The following is a 20,216-nucleotide window of genomic DNA, read 5'->3' as shown; positions in this document are numbered from 1 at the left end:
ATAAATGGCAAAGTATCTTGGTCCGAAGTTAAAACTAAGTCGAAGAGAAGGAACGGATTTGTTTTTTAAATCAGGAGTTCGGTCTATAGAATCGAAATGTAAAATAGATAGACCGCCTGGAGTTCATGGTATAAAAAAAACAAGATTGTCAGATTATGGTATACAATTGAGAGAAAAACAAAAAGTTAGAAGACTATATGGAATACTAGAGAGACAATTTAGAAATTATTATAAAAAAGCAGCAAGATTAAAAGGAAATACAGGTGAAAATTTATTGTTGCTATTAGAATCTAGATTAGATAACATTGTTTACCGTATTGGATTTGGTTCAACTAGAGCTGAATCTAGACAGTTGATAAATCATAAAATAATTACTGTTAATAACAAAATAGTAAGTATTCCTTCATATCAAATTTTAAAAAACGATGTTATTGGCATAAATAATCATGCTAAGAATTATATTCGTATAAAAAATTCTATACAGCTAGCAGATCAAAGAGAACCTTCTACTTGGTTAAATTTAAACAAATCTACTATGCAAGCTAAATTAATTAGAGTGCCTGAACGAGTTGATTTTTCTTCAGAAATTAATGAACATTTAATAGTTGAACTATATTCAAAATAAAGCAATATCATTAAGAGAGGAATATATGTCACTTTTAAATAAAAATTTTCTAAAACCTAGATTAGTAAATGTAGAACAAATAAATATAACCCGTGCAAAAGTTACTTTAGAACCATTAGAACGAGGATTTGGTCATACATTAGGAAATGCACTTCGTAGAATTTTATTGTCGTTTATGCCTGGAAGTGCTGTTACAGAAGTAGAAATTGATAATGTTTTACATGAATATAGTACTAAAGAAGGAATTAAAGAAGATATATTAGAAATATTATTAAATTTAAAAAAATTAGCTGTAAAAATTCATGGAAAGGATAAAGCTATTTTATTTCTAGAAAAATCTGGAGTTGGAGTAGTTACAGCATCTAATATTATTCATGATTCAAGTATAGAAATAATTAATCCAAAACATCATATATGTCATTTAACAGATTTAAATTCTTCTATAAAAATGAGAATAAAAATAGAAAAAGGAAGAGGATATGTTCCTGTTTCTGCTAGAGTTAGGAATAGTAGCGAAAGAATAATAGGAAGATTATTATTAGATGCTTGTTACAGTCCTGTTAATCGAGTTTCTTACAATGTAGAAGCTGCTAGAGTTGAACAAAGAACTGATTTAGATAAATTAGTATTAGAGATAGAGACGAATGGTACTATTAATCCTGAAGAAGCAATTAGAAAATCAGCTACTATTTTGTCAGACCAATTAGAAGCTTTTGTAGATTTAAGCAGTGTTCCAGAAGTAGAAATTAAAGAAGAAAAACCGGAATTTGAACCAATTTTATTACGACCTGTTGACGATTTAGAATTAACAGTTCGTTCAGCTAATTGTTTAAAAGCAGAAATGATTTACTATATTGGAGATTTAGTACAAAAAACTGAAGTAGAATTATTGAAAACCCCTAATTTAGGAAAAAAATCTTTAACAGAGATAAAAGATATATTAGCTTTAAGAAATCTTTCCTTGGGTATGCGTTTAAAAAACTGGCCTCCAAAGAAGTTATTAAATGTTTAATAAATTTAAAATTATAGAATATTTAAAATCTATGTAGTTTTTAAAGGAATATAGATATGAGACATAGAAAAATTGGACGTAAACTAAATAGAAAAAGAAGTCATTTGAACTCCATGCTTAAAAATATGGCTCATTCTTTATTTACGTATGAAATTATAAAAACAACTTTATCTAAAGCAAAAGAATTACGCAGAATAGTAGAGCCATTAATTACTCTTTCTAAAAAAGACAGTTTGTCTAACAGAAGAATATTATTCTCTAAAATTAGAGATAAAAAAATTGTTTTTAAATTGATTAAAGATATTGGTCCAAGATTTTTAAATCGTGCTGGAGGATATACTAGAATATTGAGATGTGGAGTACGACCTGGAGATTGTGCTCCAATAGCATATATTGAATTAGTGAATAAAAATGCTAAAAGCATGGTAAAATTAAATACAACTAAAACGTTAGAAAACAAATTACATTAAGTATAATTAAGTTTATTCTAAACGTTACTAATAGTTTTTAACTATACACGTATTTTTTGGATGTAATTATTAAGAACATAGCGTTTCAAATTTTGTTATGTTCTTAAACAAAAAATGATTAATTTAGGATGTCATATTTTTGTAAAAATACAACAAAGGGATATATAGAATTTTTTTAATTTTAAATATTTAAATTATTAATTTAAAATAATACCTGTTTTTAACAATTTTTTATTTGAATTAATGAAATCTTGTATAGAAATAATTTTTTTTCCTGGAAATTGTATTTTTTTTAATAAAATAATACCATTTTTTGTATTTACTTGGATCCCCTTTTTACTAATTTTAATAATTTCTCCTATTTTATGAGTTTTTTTATTGTTTATAACAGACGATTGAATCACTTTTATTTTTATATTATGAAATATAAAATATCCAATTGGCCATGGAAAGAATGCTCTAATTAAGCGTTCTATATAACAGGCTGTTTTGTTCCAATCTATTCTTGCATTTTCTTTTTTAAATTTTTTAGCGTATGTAGTTAAGCTTTCATTTTGAGATATTAATTTTATTGGTTCTTTGTGTTCTATTTTTTTTAAAACACGAATTATACAATAAATTCCTAGTTTAAATAATTTTTTTTCTAAACTATAACTTGTTTCTTTTTTTTTTATAAAACATTTAGAAGAAAACATTATTTTTCCAGAATCTATGGATTCATTCATTCGTATAATAGTTATCCCAGTTATTTTATCTCCGAATAAAATTGAAGAAGATATAGGAGATGCCCCCCTCCAACGTGGTAAAAGAGAAGGATGTAAATTAATACATCCAAAAGGAAATAAATTTAATATAGAATGTGGAACAATTGAACCGTAGGCTACAACAATCATAACATCTGCATTTAATTTTTTAAGATTTTCTACTATTTTTCTATCTTTTGATAAGCAATTAATTTCAAATGTTGGAATAGAATAGATTTTTGCTATTTTTTTGACAGGGCTTTCAATTGTTTTACTTCCTCTTTTACTCTTATTATTTTTTTTAGTAATTACTGCTACAATATTATATTTGTAATTAGCTAATGATTGTAAATGTTTAGCAGCAAATATAGGAGTTCCAGAAAAGATAATTTTTAATTTTTTAAGGTTGTTTTTGTTTAAAGTTTGTGTTGTCATTGTAGTTTATATAAATTTTTTATAGTTATTATTTTTTTTTTAAATAGTCGATAAATAATTTTCCTGATAAATGATCTATTTCATGTTGTATACATACAGCTAAAAGAGAGTGTGCTTTTATGAAACATAATTTATTAGACCAATTTGTTGCACGAATTTCTACGTAAGAATATCGGGATATTATTGCTCGTTTATTTTTAATAGATAAGCAACCTTCTTCTACCTCAATATTTCCAGAATAATTTAATATGGTTGGATTAATAAGTATTATAGGATTGTTTTTTTTTTCAGAATTTATAGCAATAGCTATTTGTAAATGTATATCAATTTGTGTAGCTGCTAGTCCTATTCCGTCATTTTCATACATAGTTTCAAACATATTATCTATTATTACTTTAACTTTTTTATTCACTGTTTTCACAGGTTTAGCTACGTTTCTTAAACGAATGTCTGGATGTTGCAATATATTTAATATACTCATAATTTTATGATAAAGTAATCGGTTAATATTTTATTATAAATCTTTTTAAAAAAATAAAAAGGTGAAAGTAGAAATGTTTGAATTTTATTTCAAAATAGAAAAATTAAAAAAAATAATTATTTTTATTTTAAATTAATTTAAAACAGATTTAATAAAATGATAAGTAAAGATATATATTTGTAATATTTTATTAGTAATTAAAAATTATTTATTTTATATAATTGTGTATATAAAATAGTTTATTCGTATATAAAAAACAAAGTATTTTTTTTGATCAATAACAAATTAAGTTTTTATAGTAAATTTTACTTTATAGGTAAAATACTTATAAAAAACAAATTATTTAAAAGTAAAAAAAATAAATAATTCAATGATTTATTGAGTTAATTTTAATTAAAAATGAATTAATTAATTAAATGATTAAAATTACTTTTAATAAAATTAGTAAATAAAAAGCCTATAATAGTATTAGTTTATTATATCTATAAGTATAGATACATAAATATATAGACATATAGATATATAAATTTATAGATATATATACAAAATAACTAAGATCATAATATAGGTGTATTAGTTTAATAAGTTGTAAAGCATTTAGTATATATATAAATACATAATATATTTATTTGTATAACTTTAAAGAATTAAAAGTATTAATATTATTTAATTAAATAATAATAAATAATATTAAAGATTAAATATTTATACTAGTTGTATTTTTAAACTTATAATGTTTTGAAAATATACTATTAGATATTTATTTTTTTTAATCTAGAAATAAAAATAAATATTTTTTTTAAATACTAATCATGTTTTAATTATTAGAACTAGAACTTTTTTAATTTTTTAACTTTTAATTACATGTAGATACCGTTCGGTTTGATTATCTTTTGATTTAGGTAAAGTATTACAACATTTTTTATGAAATTTAGTTAAAGAAAATATAATAATATACAAGAGTAAAAATAATGCTTATTTCTATAAGAAAAAGTATTCAATTATTAAAGAAAAAAAATATTATTTTTTATCCGACAGAATCAGTTTTTGGACTTGGATGTGATCCGGAAAATAAAAGTGCAGTTTACAAAATACTTTTTATTAAAAATAGGAATATAAACAAAGGATTTATATTAGTAGCTCATAACTATAATCAAGTAGAACATTACATAGAGTATTCTAGATTAAAAATATGTAAAAAACAACTTTTTAGTTATTGGAAAAACATGAATACTGTATTGTTACCTTCAAAGAATTCTGTTCCATATTGGATTACTGGAGATTCAAATTTAATAGCTATTAGAATAAGTAATCATAGTGTAATAAAAAAAATATGTACTAGATTCGGAAAACCTATAATTTCTACTAGTGCTAACATTTCAGGAAAAACCCCATGTAAAACTTTATTGGAATTAAAAGAACAATTTGGAAATACTATAAATATAGTTAAAGGAAGTCTTGGATCAAACAAAAATCCATCTAATATTATTAATGCAATTACACAAGAGTATGTTAGATATGAATAGTATAGTAAATAAGAAAAAATCTAAAAACGATAGTATAGATAATTTTGCTTTGTTCGGGAATCCAGTTAATCATTCTATGTCTCCTAATATATATAAAAATTTTTCTAAAGAACAAGGTATTCCATTAAAGTACAAATTGATAAATGTATGTGAAAATAATTTAATTAAAGAAATGGAATTATTTTTTAGTTTAAAAAATAGTAAGGGGGCAAATATTACTGTACCGTTTAAAGAAACAGTTGTGCATATTTGTAATTCTTTAACAGATAGAGCTAAAGTTAGTAATAGTGTTAATGTCATAAAAAAATTAAGCAATGGGACTTTATTAGGTGATAATACTGATGGAGTAGGATTGATTCACGATTTAAAAACAAAGAAATTTATAGATAAAAAAAGTAACATTCTTATACTTGGAGCAGGTGGAGCTGCATTAGGAATAATTAGTGTATTATTAGAAATAGGCAGTACTGTATTTATATGGAATAGAACGATAGAAAAAGCTAAAGTGTTAGAAAAGCGATTCAAGCATTTAGGAGATGTATTTTATTTAAATTTTTTTAACAAAAAGATTCATGAAAAAAAATTTAATTTGATTATTAATGCTACTTCTTGCAGTATGAAAAATCAAATTCCAGATTTTCCAAAATATTTAATTAGTAGTAATACATATTGTTATGATTTGTTTTATAGTAGAAAAAATACTGTTTTTACAAAATTTTGCAAAAAAAATGGAGCTATCCATTGTTCTGATGGAAAAGGGATGTTAGTTAGTCAAGCTGCATTTGCTTTTTTTTTATGGTATAATAAATTTCCAAATATAAGTAGTAGTATGGACTCTGTATTTTAAAAACGGAAAAAGAGCATATGCAGTTTTTTATTTGTTTTAAATATATATAACATAATTAAAATGTTATAGAAAAGAATTTTTGTATATTATTTTCGAAGTTAAATTAATGTTTTATTTATTAAAAATATAAAATTATATATAAATAATACTATTTTACTTTGTTTCAACAACGTGTTAATCTTATTGTATATTTTAATTTTAAATTCTAATTTAGATTAATTTTTTACTTTGGTGTTTAATTGGATACATTTCGTATATAAAGTAAATTTTATTTCAAAAAATAATAGTTATTATTGTTTTTATACTTTATATGTATAAATAATAGTTTATATATTAAAATATTTTTTTAGTCCCCTTCGTCTAGCGGTCTAGGACATCGCCCTTTCACGGCGGCAACAGGGGTTCAATTCCCCTAGGGGACAAACTGTATAAATTTTTAGTAAAGAAATTAAATTATTTGTATACTATTCTTTATATTTGTGTTAATCTTATTATGATTTAAAATTTATTAATTTGTTCTTTAACAATTGAAAGCAAGCATACAATATAATATACATGTAATATTTATTATATAAAACACCTGTGGGTTGTAAGGTTAAGCGTATAAGCGTATATGGTGAATGCCTTGGCAGTCAGAGGCGAAGAAGGACGTGCTAATCTGCGAAAATCATCGGTGAGCTGATAAGAAGCGATATTAACCGTTGGTATCCGAATGGGGAAACCCGATGCAATATATAGCATCATTATTAACTGAATATATAAGTTAGTAAAGCAAACCGAGAGAATTGAAACATCTAAGTATCTCGAGGAAAAGAAATCAATTGAGATTCCCTTAGTAGTGGCGAGCGAAAAGGGATCAGCCATGAGTTAACTATATAACTTGTTTATTTAATAGAATGATTTGGAAAAATCAGCGATACAGAGTGATAGCCTCGTACATGAAAAATAAATATTTTATAAACTCAAAAAATTAGGGCGGGACACGAGAAATCTTGTCTGAAGATAGGGGGACCATCCTCTAAGGCTAAATACTCCTGACTGACCGATAGTGAACTAGTACCGTAAGGGAAAGGCGAAAAGAACCCCGGCTAGGGGAGTGAAATAGATCCTGAAACCATATACGTACAAGCAGTAGGAGCTTGTTGAAATAAGCAAGTGACTGCGTACCTTTTGTATAATGGGTCAGCGACTTGTATTTTGTAGCAAGGTTAACTTTAATAAGGGAGCCGCAGGGAAACCGAGTCCTAAATAGGCGTTTTAGTTGCAAGGTACAGACCCGAAACCCGGTGATCTAGCTATGGACAGGTTGAAGGTTGGGTAAAACCAACTGGAGGACCGAACCGACTGATGTTGAAAAATCAGCGGATGATCTGTGGTTAGGGGTGAAAGGCCAATCAAACCGGGAGATAGCTGGTTCTCCCCGAAAGCTATTTAGGTAGCGCCTCGTGAATTCATCTTCGGGGGTAGAGCACTGTTTCGGCTAGGGGTCCATCCCGGACTACCAATCCGATGCAAACTCCGAATACCGAAGAATGTTATCACGGGAGACACACAGCGGGTGCTAACGTTCGTTGTGGAAAGGGAAACAACCCAGACCGCCAGCTAAGGTCCCTAAATTATAGTTAAGTGGGAAACGATGTGAGAAGGCATAGACAGCCAGGATGTTGGCTTAGAAGCAGCCATCATTTAAAGAAAGCGTAATAGCTCACTGGTTAAGTCAGCTTGCGCGGAAGATTTAACGGGGCTAAAACTATATACCGAAGCTGCGGCAATAAAATAAACTAATTTTATTGGGTAGGGGAGCGTTCTGTAAGCTGATGAAGATATATTGTAAAGTATATTGGAGGTATCAGAAGTGCGAATGCTGACATGAGTAACGATAAAGCAGGTGAAAAACCTGCTCGCCGAAAAACTAAGGTTTCCTGTCCAACGTTAATCGGGGCAGGGTAAGTCGACACCTAAGGTGAGGTCGAAAGGCGTAATCGATGGATAACAGGTTAATATTCCTGTACTTCTTGTTATTTGCGAAGGAGGGACGAAAAAGGTTAGATTATCCAGGCGTTGGTTGTCCTGGTTTAAGCGTGTAGGTATAAAAACTAGGTAAATCCGGTTTTTTTTAATCTGAGGCGTTATGACGAATCATTACGGTGATGAAGTAATTAATACCATATTTCCAGGAAAATCTTCTAAGCTATAAATAACAAGAAATCGTACCACAAACCGACACAGGTAGTTAGGTAGAGTATACCAAGGCGCTTGAGAGAACCTAGGTGAAGGAACTAGGCAAAATAGTGCCGTAACTTCGGGAGAAGGCACGCTAACAGTAAGTGAAAAAGATTTACTCTTTATTAGCTGAAGTTAGTCGCAGATAATAGCTGGCTGCAACTGTTTATTAAAAACACAGCACTGTGCAAACACGAAAGTGGAAGTATACGGTGTGACGCCTGCCCGGTGCCGGAAGGTTAATCGAAGGAGTTAAAGGAAACTTGAAGCTCTGAACTGAAGCCCCGGTAAACGGCGGCCGTAACTATAACGGTCCTAAGGTAGCGAAATTCCTTGTCGGGTAAGTTCCGACCTGCACGAATGGCGTAATGATGGCCAGGCTGTCTCCACCTAGGACTCAGTGAAATTGAAATTGCTGTGAAGATGCAGTATACCCGCGGCAAGACGGAAAGACCCCGTGAACCTTTACTATAGCTTGATACTGACTACTGAGTTCTACTGTGTAGGATAGGTGGGAGGCTCTGATGTTTAGACGCTAGTTTAAATTTAGCCGACCTTGAAATACCACCCTGTATAATTTGGTATTCTAATCTAGCACCGTTATCCGGTGTAGAAACAGTGTCTGGTGGGTAGTTTGACTGGGGCGGTCTCCTCCCAAAGAGTAACGGAGGAGCACGAAGATTGGCTAATTACGGTCGGACATCGTAAGGTTAGTGTAAAGGCATAAGCCAATTTGACTGCAAGCATGATAATGCGAGCAGGTGTGAAAGCAGGTCTTAGTGATCCGGTGGTTCTGTATGGAATGGCCATCGCTCAACAAATAAAAGGTACTCCGGGGATAACAGGCTGATACCGCCCAAGAGTTCATATCGACGGCGGTGTTTGGCACCTCGATGTCGGCTCATCACATCCTGGGGCTGAAGCAGGTCCCAAGGGTATGGCTGTTCGCCATTTAAAGTGGTACGCGAGCTGGGTTTAGAACGTCGTGAGACAGTTCGGTCCCTATCTGCCGTGGGCGTAGGAAGATTGAGGGGATCTATTTCTAGTACGAGAGGACCGAAGTGGACGCATCTCTGGTGTTCGGGTTGTCATGCCAATGGCATTGCCCGGTAGCTAAATGCGGAAAAGATAAGTGCTGAAAGCATCTAAACACGAAACTTACCCCAAGATTAGTCTTCCCTGAAACATATTTTGTTTACTGAAGGGACGTTGGAGACTACGACGTTGATAGGCTAAATGTGTAAGCACAGCAATGTGTTGAGCTAATTAGTACTAATGACCCGAGAGGCTTAACCTTACAACACCAGAGGTGTTTTAATATGAATCACTATTTGTTTTTATTGAATGCTTGTTTTTAATAACTAAAATTAAATTTTAGTAAAATAATTACCTGGTTATTATAGTAATGTGGTACCACCTGAAACCATACCGAACTCAGAAGTGAAACACTTTAACGCCAATGGTAGTACGGGGTCTCCCCGTGTGAGAGTAGGAAATTTCCAGGTAGTTATTTTACTAAAATATTTTTAATTGCTACAATAATTTAAATACATTTTTATTTTATAGTTAATTGTTTTTATATTTGTTTTATAACTTAAAATAAAGTAAAATTTTTTAGAAAAAATAGTGTAATTTTATGTAAAGGTAATATAGATGTCTAAGATTAAAGGTACTGTTAAATGGTTTAATGAGTCTAAAGGTTTTGGTTTTATTACTCCTGAAGATGGAAGTAAGGATGTTTTCGTTCATTTTTCTGCTATACAAAGTAATGGATTCAAAACTTTAGCAGAAGGTCAAAGTGTAGAATTTGAAATTACTGAAGGAGCGAAAGGTCCTTCTGCTGCTAATGTAACAAGTGTTTAATTATTTTAAATTAATAAAATTATAAATTAGATTCTTTTAAATCATTTAAAACGGTACATTAAGTACCGTTTTAAATTTTTTTAAACGAATTTTATAAAACCATTCTGACTATATTTATTTTGTTTATATCATTGTATAAATTTTCTATTTGAGTAAAATCATTAGCATATATAGTAATAGAAATAGATAAATAATTTCCTTTACTACTTGATTTTATTATTGGAATATAATCTCCAGGTATTCTTAATTGAATAACTTTGATAACGTTATCGATTAATTCTGGTTTAGCAATTCCAATAACTTTATAAGTAAAAAAACAAGGAAATTTCAAAGATTCTTCTAATTTTGTCTTCATGTTTATCCTAATTTAAATATAAAATATTATTTTTACTAAAAAATTTAAAACTTCGTGTTTAAGATTTTTTTATATAAATAGGAAATTATATATATAAAATTATACCATTTTATTTTTAAATACATATACTCTTATTATGAGATAAAGAAGGATGTTAAAAATTTTTAATACTTTAAATAATAAAAAAGAAAAATTTATACCTATAACTTCAAATAAAGTAAATATGTATGTTTGCGGAATTACTCCGTATGATTTTTGTCATTTAGGACATGGAAGAACTTTTATATTTTTTGATATTGTGTTACGGTTTTTAAAAAAAAATAGATATCAGGTTAATTATATTCGAAATATAACAAATATTGATGATAAAATTATTGAAAAGTCATTTAAATCTAACGTATCTGTAAAAAATCTTACAAATTATTTTATAGAACAAATGCGTAAAGATTTTTCTGTATTAAATATATTAATTCCTACTCAAGAACCATTAGTTACTGATCATATGGAATCTATATACAAAATAATTCGATTTTTGTTGGATACTAATTATGCTTACCATTCTAAGAATGGAGATATTTTTTTTTCTGTTAGGAAAGATAAAAACTATGGAAAATTATCAAATCAAGTATTAAATAAATTAAAAAAAACAAAAAATAGTATAGATGAAAATAGTAAGCATCATGTTGAAGATTTTGTTTTATGGAAAAAATCAAAAAAAAATGAACCATATTGGACTTCTCCATGGGGAAAAGGAAGGCCTGGATGGCACATAGAATGTTCAGCTATAAATAATTTTTATTTTGGAAAAAAAATAGACATACATGGAGGAGGAATTGATCTATTATTTCCTCATCATGAAAATGAAAATGCTCAATCAACCTGTTATAATCAGTCATTAATATATTCAAAATACTGGATGCATTCTGGTATGGTTTTTTTAAAACAAAAAAAAATGTCAAAATCTGGTAAAAACTGTGTTTATTTACGTGATATTTTAAAAAAAAATAATCCAGAAAGTGTTCGGTTATTTTTTTTATCTACGCATTATAAAAAACCAATTTATTACGATAAAATTTCTTCTTTAAAAATTTCTTTTTTTGCTTTATCTAAATTGTACATTGCTTTACAGCAAAATAATATTGTTTGTTATATAAATAACCAATTTCAAGAAATAAAAAACCATGGTTTATTGTACAAAAAAAAATTTTTTAATGCTATGAATGATGATTTTAATACTCCAAAAGCTTTATCTGTTTTATTTGAGTTATCAAAAAAAATACAAATGTATAAAAAGAAAAAAAGTTATTCTTATTCTAATTATTTAAGCTATATTTTAAAAGAATTAGGAAATATATTAGGTATTTTACTGCAAAATACAAGCGATTTTTTTAGCATAAACTCAGTTGTTAATAATGAAAAATCTAATCAGTTTATTAAAATCTTAATAAAAAAAAGAAGTTATTTTAGAAAATTAAAAAACTGGAAAAAAGCTGATTTTATTAAAGAAAAACTTTTAAAGTTAAATGTCAGAGTAGAAGATTCTACAACAAAAACAACGTGGAAATATATACACATATATAATGATGTTAGTACTTAAGATATTTTTTTATATTTTTTTTATAAATATCTATAGTGTTTTGTAAAAGAGATAAAATGGTCATAGGACCTATTCCTCCAGGTACCGGCGTTATAAGAGAAGCTTTTTTTATTACAGATTTAAATTTCACATCTCCTACAATACTACCATCATTTTGTTTATTTATTCCTACATCTATTATTATAGATTTTTCTTTAATCCATGAAGAATCAACAAATTCTGCTTTTCCAATTGCTACTATTAAAAGTTCTGCTTTCTTCGTATGTTCTTTTAAGTTTTTTGTAAATCTATGAGTTACGGTAGTAGTGCATCCATGTAGAAGTAACGCTAAATTCATAGGTCTTCCAACAATATTAGAAGCTCCTACTATCACTGAATTCAATCCGTATGTTGGTACATCATAAAATTTCATTAATGTAATTATTCCTCTCGGAGTGCAAGGTATTATTGTAGGATTTTTTTGACATAAAGAACCTATGTTGTATGGATGAAATCCATCTACGTCTTTGTATGGAGATATAGAATTACATATGTGTGCAGAATTAATATGAATAGGAAGTGGTAGTTGAATTAATATTGCATCTATTTTATCGTTATTATTTAAATGATTAATTTTTTTTAATATTGATGTTTCAGATATATTTTTTGAAAAGTGATATAAAACGAATTTGATTCCTACATTTTTACAAGCTAATTTTTTGTGTTGTACATAAATTAACGAAGCAGGATTTGTTCCTATCAATATTACTGCTAAATGTGGAGTTCGATGTCCTTGATTTTTATAAAACAATAATGTTTTTTTTAATTTTTTTTTAAAAAAATTGGATACTTTTATACCATCCATAATTTTTTTTGTTAATTTCATTTTAGTAATCTCTGTATACAAAAAAATATTTGTATAATTTTATGTTGCATAACATGATTTTTATATGTAATATATTTTGTATATACTGGTTTTTTAACTAATTTTTTTTAAATTAAATTTTATTTTTCTGTATTGCACTCTTAGCTCAGTAGGATAGAGCAGCGGCCTTCTAAGCCGTAGGTCACAAGTTCGAATCTTGTAGAGTGCAATTTTTTTAATTTTAAATAAATATTTAAATTACTTGTTTCCTAAAATCTTTTATATGTAATTTTTATAGATTTTTTTTAAACTTTTAACGTTATGTTAAGAATTTAAATTTAAATGATGTAACAACTCTGTTTTAACATGTTCAATAGTTTTACTAGCATTTATTTCATATAATTTACATGTCCCGCGAATGCTTTCTGTTCGATAAAATTCTATTAACGGTTTGGTTAAAGAGTTATAAATTTCTAATCTTTTTTTAACTATTTTTTTAGAATCATCTTTGCGAATACTTAATGGTTCTTTAGTTAAAGGATCTAATTGTTTTTCTCCAATAGCAAATGAGTTAACATTAAATACTCTTCCTGAAGGAACATGAATTCTTCTACCAATTAGCCTATCAATTAATACATTTTTTTTAGCAAATAAATAAAAGATTATATCAATTTTTTTGAATTTTTTTAATTCTTTTGCTTGAATAATAGTTCTTGGAAACCCATCTAAAATAAAACCTGGTTTACAAAATTTTTTTTCTATTTGAGAAAAAATTAATTTTGTGACAATATTATCATTAATTAATTTTCCATCATTTATTTCTTTAGATACATTTTGCATTGTAGATAACGTATTGATGTTTTCTTTTAAAATTTTACTACTTGATATTATTGGAATTTTTATTGTTTTAGATATTAATAAAGATTGAGTTCCTTTTCCTACCCCTGGGGGTCCAATGAAAATAATATTCATTTTTTTCCTTATTACAAAAAAAGATTATTTTGATAATTTTATATAGCATTTTTACTGTATTAGATGAAAATCCTTTTAAGAAGTTAGAAATTTATTCATTCGGGAAATAAATCCGTTAGGATTTTTGAGATTTCCTCTTTCAATTAACAAAGCTTGTTCAAACAACAGTTTAACCCATTCGTTTAATTCTTCTGTATCTTGTATAGCAGATATTTTTTTTATTAGTTTATGTTTAGGATTTATTTCTAAAATATATTTAACTGGAGGAACTTTTTGTCCAGCTGATAAAAATAATTTAGCCATTTGAGTTGACATTTCATTTTCATTTGTTAAAAGAACAGAAGGTGAATTAGTTAAACGATGAGTGATTCTGACATCTTCTACTTTATTTCCTAATATTTTTTTTATGTCTTGAATAAAGGATGTAAATTTTTTTTCTACAGTAGATGTATTATTTTTATTTTCTGAAAACAACTTATTTAACGAATCATCTGATTTGCTAACAGACTGGAACTTTTTGTTTTCAAATTCATTTAGATAGTTCATCATCCATTCATCTATTCTTTCAGATAATAGTAAAACATCAATAGATTTTTTTTTGAATACTTCTAAAAGAGGACTATTTATAGCTGCTTCATAGCTTTCTGCAGTAATGAAATAAATTTTTTCTTGATGTGAAGGCATGTTATCTACATAATCTTTTAGTAACACAGTTTGTTTTTTACTTTTATTATTAATAGAAGAAAAGAGTAATAATTTAGATATTGTTTCTTTATTTATTGGATCTTCAGCTGGACCTTCTTTTAAGATTGGACCGAATTGATTCCAAAATTCTATATATTTTTCTTTATGCTTATCAAGCATATTGTTTAAAAGTTTTAATATTCTTTTTGTAATTGCTTTTTTTAAGGAATTAATAATATGGTTATTTTGTAATATTTCTCTTGATATGTTTAATGGTAAATCGTTTGAATCTATTAATCCTCGTACAAAACGTAAATAATTAGGTAAAAATTGTTCTGCATCATCCATAATAAACACACGTTTTACATAAAGTTTCAATCCTTTTTTATTATCTCTATTCCATAAATCCCAAGGTGCTATTTTAGGAACATATAATAAACTGATATATTCTTTTTCACCTTCAACTTTGTTGTGACTCCAAACTAGTGGATCTTGAGAATCATTAGTTAGATGTTTATAAAAATTTATGTATTCTAAATCAGAAATTTTAGATTGTTGTTTTGTCCATAACGCTTGTGCTTGATTTATTTGTTTCCAAGTATTGTTTTCTTTTTCTTCTTTTTTTCCTTTTTTTTCTTTTTCTTCTTTTTCTTCTTTTTCTTCTTTTTTTTCTATTTTTAATAAGATTGGAACGTTAATATGGTCAGAATATTTATTGACTGTATTTTTTATTTTCCATTCTTCTAAAAATTCTTTTTCTTTTTCTTTAAGTTGTAATGTAATAGACGTTCCTGCAGTTTCTTTTTTTAGATGTTTTATAGAATAATCTCCTGAACCTAAAGATTCCCATAATAATCCTTCAGAATTTGAATCTATTGCACTTTTAGTATGAACTAAAACTTTTTTTGAGACTATAAAAGAAGAATAAAATCCGACTCCAAATTTTCCAATAAGATTATTTTCTTTTAATTTTTCTTTTTTTAACGATTTTAAGAAATGTTTTGTTCCAGACTTGGCAATTGTTCCTAAATTCTCAATAAGTTCTTTCTTATTCATACCAATTCCATTATCAATAATGGTTAATTGATTGTTAATAGTATCAATTAATATTTTTATTTCAAATTGATCATTTTTATGATCTACAGAAGAAGAAAGATTGAAATACCTTAATTTATCTATTGCATCAGATGCGTTTGAAATTAGTTCTCTTAAGAATATTTCTTTATTAGAATATAAAGAATGAATCATCAGTTGCATTAATTCTTTAGTTTCAGATTTAAAAGAATAAGTAGTTTTTTCTTGATTGTTCATTGATATCTCTATTTTTTATAAAAAATTAATTATGTATAATTTGATTTAAACAATAAGTCTAGACTATAAATATTATATAAATATATAATTTTTAATTATATCAAATAATTGATATAAATTATTATAAGTATATAATATGATGTATTTTGCATATTTAATATAGCAATATTATCTCGTTTAGTTAGATAAATTAAATGCATTAGGAATATTCATATTATTAGAAATAGAAGACATTTTATTTTTTTTTATCTCCGATATTCTTCGGATGGCATCATTAAAGGCTGCTGTCGATAGATCTTCTAGAATTTCTTTTTCTTCATCGAATAAACTAGAATCAATTTCTACTTTTTTACAAATGTAAGAACCGTTTATAGTTATTTTAATTAAACCAGCTCCAGATTCTCCTGTGACTTCAATTTTTTCTATTTCTTCTTGTATTTTATTCATTTTTTCTTGCATATCTTGAGCTTGTTTTACTAAATTTCCTAAATTATGTTTGTTGAACATATATTGATATTACCTTTTACGAAAAAATGACAGATGATGTTTTATTTTTTTTTTAAATTTTTTATTTTTAAATTATTTTTGTTTAAATGTATTTTAAATATTTGTATAATTTTTGTTAAATTTTTATCAGATAAGAATTTTTTTTTCATAAATTCTTTTTTTTTTTTAACTTTATATAGATTTTATCGACTTTTTTTTTTTGATAAAATCAAAAAAGGATAAATTAGATTTTTTTTCTTTTTTTTTTAAAAAAAATACAGATTTTTCTTTGATTAGTTTATAAAACCTTTCGTTTAAACTAATAGCATTGTTTTTTTTTAAAGAATATTTCTCTTTATTTAAAATAATATTTTTTTTTTTTTTATTATTTTTTTTCTAGATTCAATAATATTCATTAATAATTTTTGATGTTTTAAAAAACTATTGTTTTTATCTTTGGAGTCCATTTTTTATTTTATATGTTTAATGTTGTTAAAAATAATTGTAAAACGCTTAGTAATATTTAACGTTGTTTTTATTTTATAAATGAAGTATTTCTAATACTAGCATTTCTATGCCTATTTTTTTAGTTGGAGCTAAATATATCAGTGAACGTCCATGAAGAATTGTTTTATAATATAATTTTAATTGATTAAAACTTAATTTACTTGCTATTTTTAATAATTCATTTTTAAAAGACGACATATAATAATTATTTTTCAATGTAGATGGATATAGTTTTATCATAGAAATAAAATGAAATATTTTTAATATTTCTACTAATAAATAATCCCAATTAACATATGAAGATTCGCATTGGTTTAATTTTTCAAACGTTTTTGTAATATTTTTTTTTATGATTGATTTTGTAATTTTAAAAATTATTTCTTCATTAAATGTTCCTAATAAATTAATAATTGTTTTGGTTAAAATTTTTTTATTATCTATATATATAGATTGTTCTAAAAAATTTAAAGCATCTCGAATACTACCTAAAGAGTAGTTAGAAACAATTTTTAAAGCCTCGGGTTCTATTTGTATATTTTCTTTTTTTAAAATTTTAGAAATAAAATTATATATCTCAATAAATTTTAGGTCGTTTAATTTAAAAATTAAACATCTGGATAATATTGTATTTGGAATTTTTTCTATTTCTGTTGTTGCAAAAATAAATTTAACATGTTTCGGAGGTTCTTCTAGAATTTTTAATAAAGCGTTAAAACTATGTTTAGATAGCATATGTATTTCATCTATTAAATATATTTTAAACCTTCCTTGTAAAGGACTATAATAAACAGTTGAAAGCATTTCTTTTATATCTTCTACTTTTGTTTTAGATGCTCCGTCTACTTCTATAAAATCTGAAAAACAGTGTTTTTCTATATTTTTACAAATAACACATTTTCTACATGGATTTGCTGTAATAGAATTATAACAGCTTAAACTTTTAGCAAGTATTCTAGCTATAGTAGTTTTTCCAGTTCCTCTTGTACCAGAAAAAACCCAAGCATGATGTATTTTATTCAATTTAATACTATTAGTTATAGCTTTTATAACATATTTATGACCGCATACTTGACTAAACTTCTGAGGTCTCCATTTTCTAGCTAATATTTTATAATTCATAATGATAGAAGAAATAAAAGTGTAGTACTTCTTATTTTATCATAAAAAAATGCATATAGTTATCTGTATTTCATGTATATATAGTTATAATTATTGTTAAATTTTTTTTAAAAGATGAAAAAATATATATTTTATGTTATTATAAATAATATTTTTATTTATATAGAAATGTAACGTTTTTTTTTAAAGTACATTTCTATATAAATATGTAAAATTACAAATAAATCTCTGTTAGTAACCTAATGTTGTAATCTTGAATGAATAAGTCAGGTTCGGAAGAAAGCAGCTACATCAAGTGAATCAGGTATTAGAAAATTACTAACAGGGATTTACTTTTTTTATATAAATATGTAATGTTAAATACTATTGATTGTACGTTTGTCCTTTATACATTCTAAAATATACTTTTCTTCTATTTATCAATTCTTTGTGTGTTCCTTTTTCAATTATTTTTCCATTTTGTAAAACAATAATATTGTCTGCATCAATAATAGTAGATAGTCTATGTGCTATTATAACTAATGTAGTATTTTTTCTAATGGATGTTAAGGTTTCTTGAATTGTTTTTTCTGTTTCAGAATCAATATTAGCTGTTGCTTCGTCTAAAATTAATATTTTTGGTTTTATAACTAAGACTCTAGCTATAGCTAATAATTGTTTTTGTCCAACCGATAAGTTATTTCCTTGCTCTCCTAACATAGTATTTATTCCATTTGGCATAGATTTAATAAAAGAATAAAGTTTTACTAGTTTAAGAGTTTTTAATATTTTTTTTATAGAAATTTTCCTACCTAAATCAATATTATTCAATATAGTATCTGCTAAAATGATTGGATCTTGTTGAACAATAGCAATTCCAGTTCTTAGAGAAAAGTAAGATAATGAGTTTATATCTCTATTATCAATAAATATACGTTGGTTTTTAACAGGATAAAATCCCATTATTAGGTTTACTAGTGTACTTTTTCCGCTCCCAGTGTTTCCAACAAAAGCTATGAATTTTTTGTTTGGTATTATTAAATTAATATTATTTAATGAAAGTGCACTATTCTTAGAATATGAAAAACTTAGATTATTAATAGCAATTTTACCAGTAGATATAGTAAATTTGTTTACCCCGTAGTTTTGTTTTGGTGAGTCTATCAATTCAAATATTCTTTCTCCTGCTACAATAGCTTGTTGTAAAATAGTTTGTTGAGTAATTATAGCTATAAGAGGTTCATTTAGACGTCCTAAATAATTTATAAACGCATATAAAACACCAACTTCAAATAATTTATTAGAGAAATAATTTACTAATAGCATTAAACTGCAAAGAATGATTGAAGAAATAAAGCTCAAAAGAGGTCGTAATAAAAATCCATCTAATTTTAGTATTTTAATTCTAGCTAAGTAATGAAAATAACTAGTTTCTTTTAAATATTTTCCAAATCTATTTTCTTGATTAAATTGTTTAATAACATTCATCCCGTTTATTATTTCATTGAATTTGTTATTTATATTAGCAATATAAAATCGCACTTCTCTTAATAACGGTGTACTAAATTTTTGGTGTATTAACATTATAATTAAAACTATAGGAATCATGGTTATAGCTAAAATAGCCATATGCCATTCTAAAAAAAACATACTGATTAACATAGTACTAATAAATGCTGTTCCACGTAATGTAGTAGATATTACAGTATCATATAGTTCTCTTATCACCTCAGTATCGTTTGTTACTTTAGATACTAACTGACCTATAGGTTGAGCGTCAAAAATGTATACAGGTTGTGCTAAAGCCGATCGCATTACTTCTGATCTGATGGCATATACTATTTTTACAGATATTTTATTAAATAAAATAGCTTCTATATAAGTAAGAGTAGAAGCAATAATTTGTAAAACAAAAAAACATAATATAATCAATGTTATTAAATGATAATCTCCTTCTTTTTTTTCTATGATATGTTGTATAAAATATCTTATTAATATTGGACTAGATACTTCAGCTATTGAAGCTGCTATTAGTAGAGAGAAAGCAATATAGAGAGATTTTCTATGCTGTTTACTATAAGCAAGTAATCGTTGAAAAATTGGCCACAGTTTTATAAAACAATTTAGCATTCAATAT

16 protein-coding genes, 2 tRNA genes and 2 rRNA genes are annotated in these 20,216 nt (G+C 26.2%); 11 read left to right on the top strand and 9 right to left on the bottom strand.

Going from position 1 to position 20,216, the window contains the following annotated elements:
• The first annotated feature begins 4 nt into the window (after positions 1 to 4).
• Genes rpsD through rplQ form a run of 3 tightly spaced genes read left to right on the top strand, consistent with a single transcriptional unit; the run spans position 5 to position 2,107 of the window.
• The gene (gene rpsD / locus AB4W63_RS01990; protein WP_367680919.1) at positions 5 to 625 is read left to right on the top strand and encodes a 30S ribosomal protein S4; all 621 of its coding nucleotides are present in this window, start codon (positions 5 to 7) and stop codon (positions 623 to 625) included.
• Between the two features lie 25 nt (positions 626 to 650).
• On the top strand, positions 651 to 1,637 hold the full coding sequence (gene rpoA, locus AB4W63_RS01985; RefSeq protein ID WP_367680918.1) for a DNA-directed RNA polymerase subunit alpha: 987 nt from the start codon (positions 651 to 653) through the stop codon (positions 1,635 to 1,637).
• 56 nt (positions 1,638 to 1,693) lie between these two features.
• Positions 1,694 to 2,107 carry a 50S ribosomal protein L17 gene (rplQ, locus tag AB4W63_RS01980; protein ID WP_367680917.1) on the top strand — a complete coding sequence of 138 codons (414 nt, stop codon included), beginning with the start codon at positions 1,694 to 1,696 and terminating at the stop codon, positions 2,105 to 2,107.
• Between the two features lie 197 nt (positions 2,108 to 2,304).
• Here rplQ and fmt read toward each other — a convergent pair whose 3' ends face one another.
• Positions 2,305 to 3,285, bottom strand: a complete 981-nt coding sequence (gene fmt / locus AB4W63_RS01975) for a methionyl-tRNA formyltransferase (protein WP_367680916.1) — start codon at positions 3,283 to 3,285, stop codon at positions 2,305 to 2,307.
• A gap of 28 nt (positions 3,286 to 3,313) precedes the next feature.
• On the bottom strand, positions 3,314 to 3,748 hold the full coding sequence (def, locus tag AB4W63_RS01970; protein WP_367680915.1) for a peptide deformylase: 435 nt from the start codon (positions 3,746 to 3,748) through the stop codon (positions 3,314 to 3,316).
• Between the two features lie 989 nt (positions 3,749 to 4,737).
• Between def and AB4W63_RS01965 the strand changes: the two genes are divergently transcribed.
• From AB4W63_RS01965 to cspE, 6 genes are all read left to right on the top strand, one after another.
• Complete coding sequence (locus AB4W63_RS01965) at positions 4,738 to 5,292, top strand: Sua5/YciO/YrdC/YwlC family protein (protein ID WP_367680914.1); 555 nt, start codon at positions 4,738 to 4,740, stop codon at positions 5,290 to 5,292.
• Positions 5,285 to 6,139 carry a shikimate dehydrogenase gene (gene aroE, locus AB4W63_RS01960; protein WP_367680913.1) on the top strand — a complete coding sequence of 285 codons (855 nt, stop codon included), beginning with the start codon at positions 5,285 to 5,287 and terminating at the stop codon, positions 6,137 to 6,139. The genes AB4W63_RS01965 and aroE overlap by 8 nt, the downstream gene beginning before the upstream one ends.
• Positions 6,140 to 6,488: 349 nt before the next feature.
• Positions 6,489 to 6,561, top strand: a tRNA-Glu gene (locus tag AB4W63_RS01955).
• A 171-nt stretch (positions 6,562 to 6,732) separates the two neighbouring features.
• A 23S ribosomal RNA gene (locus tag AB4W63_RS01950) occupies positions 6,733 to 9,659 on the top strand.
• A 92-nt stretch (positions 9,660 to 9,751) separates the two neighbouring features.
• Positions 9,752 to 9,867 (top strand): 5S ribosomal RNA (gene rrf, locus AB4W63_RS01945).
• Positions 9,868 to 10,015: 148 nt separating this feature from the next.
• Positions 10,016 to 10,225 carry a transcription antiterminator/RNA stability regulator CspE gene (cspE, locus tag AB4W63_RS01940; RefSeq protein ID WP_367680912.1) on the top strand — a complete coding sequence of 70 codons (210 nt, stop codon included), beginning with the start codon at positions 10,016 to 10,018 and terminating at the stop codon, positions 10,223 to 10,225.
• Between the two features lie 91 nt (positions 10,226 to 10,316).
• Here the strand turns inward: cspE and ybeD are convergent, their stop codons facing one another.
• Positions 10,317 to 10,580, bottom strand: a complete 264-nt coding sequence (ybeD, locus tag AB4W63_RS01935; RefSeq protein ID WP_367680911.1) for a DUF493 family protein YbeD — start codon at positions 10,578 to 10,580, stop codon at positions 10,317 to 10,319.
• 151 nt (positions 10,581 to 10,731) lie between these two features.
• Here ybeD and cysS point away from each other — a divergent pair, with 151 nt between their 5' ends.
• A complete protein-coding gene (gene cysS, locus AB4W63_RS01930) occupies positions 10,732 to 12,177 on the top strand; it encodes a cysteine--tRNA ligase (protein ID WP_367680910.1) in 1,446 nt (481 codons plus the stop codon).
• On the opposite strand, the gene folD is transcribed toward cysS, so the two are convergent.
• Positions 12,167 to 13,042 (bottom strand): bifunctional methylenetetrahydrofolate dehydrogenase/methenyltetrahydrofolate cyclohydrolase FolD, encoded by an 876-nt coding sequence (folD, locus tag AB4W63_RS01925; RefSeq protein ID WP_367680909.1) that lies wholly within the window; start codon positions 13,040 to 13,042, stop codon positions 12,167 to 12,169. The genes cysS and folD overlap by 11 nt on opposite strands.
• A 134-nt stretch (positions 13,043 to 13,176) precedes the next feature.
• Here folD and AB4W63_RS01920 point away from each other — a divergent pair.
• Positions 13,177 to 13,250: transfer RNA gene (locus AB4W63_RS01920), tRNA-Arg, on the top strand.
• A 95-nt stretch (positions 13,251 to 13,345) separates the two neighbouring features.
• On the opposite strand, the gene AB4W63_RS01915 is transcribed toward AB4W63_RS01920, so the two are convergent.
• The 5 genes from AB4W63_RS01915 to AB4W63_RS01895 all read right to left on the bottom strand — a co-directional run bounded on the left by AB4W63_RS01915 (position 13,346) and on the right by AB4W63_RS01895 (position 20,209).
• Entirely contained in the window at positions 13,346 to 13,993 is a 648-nt protein-coding gene (locus AB4W63_RS01915) for an adenylate kinase family protein (RefSeq protein ID WP_367680908.1), read from the bottom strand.
• 75 nt (positions 13,994 to 14,068) lie between these two features.
• Positions 14,069 to 15,988, bottom strand: a complete 1,920-nt coding sequence (gene htpG, locus AB4W63_RS01910; RefSeq protein WP_367680907.1) for a molecular chaperone HtpG — start codon at positions 15,986 to 15,988, stop codon at positions 14,069 to 14,071.
• A 177-nt stretch (positions 15,989 to 16,165) separates the two neighbouring features.
• Entirely contained in the window at positions 16,166 to 16,495 is a 330-nt protein-coding gene (locus tag AB4W63_RS01905) for a YbaB/EbfC family nucleoid-associated protein (protein ID WP_158341971.1), read from the bottom strand.
• A gap of 519 nt (positions 16,496 to 17,014) precedes the next feature.
• Positions 17,015 to 18,100 (bottom strand): DNA polymerase III subunit gamma/tau, encoded by a 1,086-nt coding sequence (dnaX, locus tag AB4W63_RS01900; RefSeq protein WP_367680906.1) that lies wholly within the window; start codon positions 18,098 to 18,100, stop codon positions 17,015 to 17,017.
• Between the two features lie 363 nt (positions 18,101 to 18,463).
• Positions 18,464 to 20,209 carry a SmdB family multidrug efflux ABC transporter permease/ATP-binding protein gene (locus AB4W63_RS01895; RefSeq protein ID WP_367680905.1) on the bottom strand — a complete coding sequence of 582 codons (1,746 nt, stop codon included), beginning with the start codon at positions 20,207 to 20,209 and terminating at the stop codon, positions 18,464 to 18,466.
• Positions 20,210 to 20,216 lie beyond the last annotated feature (7 nt).

The organism is Buchnera aphidicola (Anoecia corni) (assembly GCF_964056675.1).
Taxonomy (GTDB): domain Bacteria; phylum Pseudomonadota; class Gammaproteobacteria; order Enterobacterales; family Enterobacteriaceae; genus Buchnera_E; species Buchnera_E aphidicola_B.
The sequence above is the reverse complement of the archived record's forward strand: the minus strand, read 5'-3'. Positions and strand labels throughout refer to the sequence as shown.

Bases quoted from the DNA above. Each gene is read 5' to 3' on its own strand.
- aroE (WP_367680913.1), top strand. From the start codon at position 5,285: ATGAATAGTATAGTAAATAAGAAAAAATCTAAAAACGATAGTATAGAT.
- rpoA (WP_367680918.1), top strand. From the start codon at position 651: ATGTCACTTTTAAATAAAAATTTTCTAAAACCTAGATTAGTAAATGTA.
- AB4W63_RS01915 (WP_367680908.1), bottom strand. From the start codon at position 13,993: ATGAATATTATTTTCATTGGACCCCCAGGGGTAGGAAAAGGAACTCAA.
- rpsD (WP_367680919.1), top strand. From the start codon at position 5: ATGGCAAAGTATCTTGGTCCGAAGTTAAAACTAAGTCGAAGAGAAGGA.
- fmt (WP_367680916.1), bottom strand. From the start codon at position 3,285: ATGACAACACAAACTTTAAACAAAAACAACCTTAAAAAATTAAAAATT.
- AB4W63_RS01905 (WP_158341971.1), bottom strand. From the start codon at position 16,495: ATGTTCAACAAACATAATTTAGGAAATTTAGTAAAACAAGCTCAAGAT.
- cysS (WP_367680910.1), top strand. From the start codon at position 10,732: ATGTTAAAAATTTTTAATACTTTAAATAATAAAAAAGAAAAATTTATA.
- folD (WP_367680909.1), bottom strand. From the start codon at position 13,042: ATGAAATTAACAAAAAAAATTATGGATGGTATAAAAGTATCCAATTTT.
- ybeD (WP_367680911.1), bottom strand. From the start codon at position 10,580: ATGAAGACAAAATTAGAAGAATCTTTGAAATTTCCTTGTTTTTTTACT.
- AB4W63_RS01895 (WP_367680905.1), bottom strand. From the start codon at position 20,209: ATGCTAAATTGTTTTATAAAACTGTGGCCAATTTTTCAACGATTACTT.
- dnaX (WP_367680906.1), bottom strand. From the start codon at position 18,100: ATGAATTATAAAATATTAGCTAGAAAATGGAGACCTCAGAAGTTTAGT.
- AB4W63_RS01965 (WP_367680914.1), top strand. From the start codon at position 4,738: ATGCTTATTTCTATAAGAAAAAGTATTCAATTATTAAAGAAAAAAAAT.
- cspE (WP_367680912.1), top strand. From the start codon at position 10,016: ATGTCTAAGATTAAAGGTACTGTTAAATGGTTTAATGAGTCTAAAGGT.
- rplQ (WP_367680917.1), top strand. From the start codon at position 1,694: ATGAGACATAGAAAAATTGGACGTAAACTAAATAGAAAAAGAAGTCAT.
- htpG (WP_367680907.1), bottom strand. From the start codon at position 15,988: ATGAACAATCAAGAAAAAACTACTTATTCTTTTAAATCTGAAACTAAA.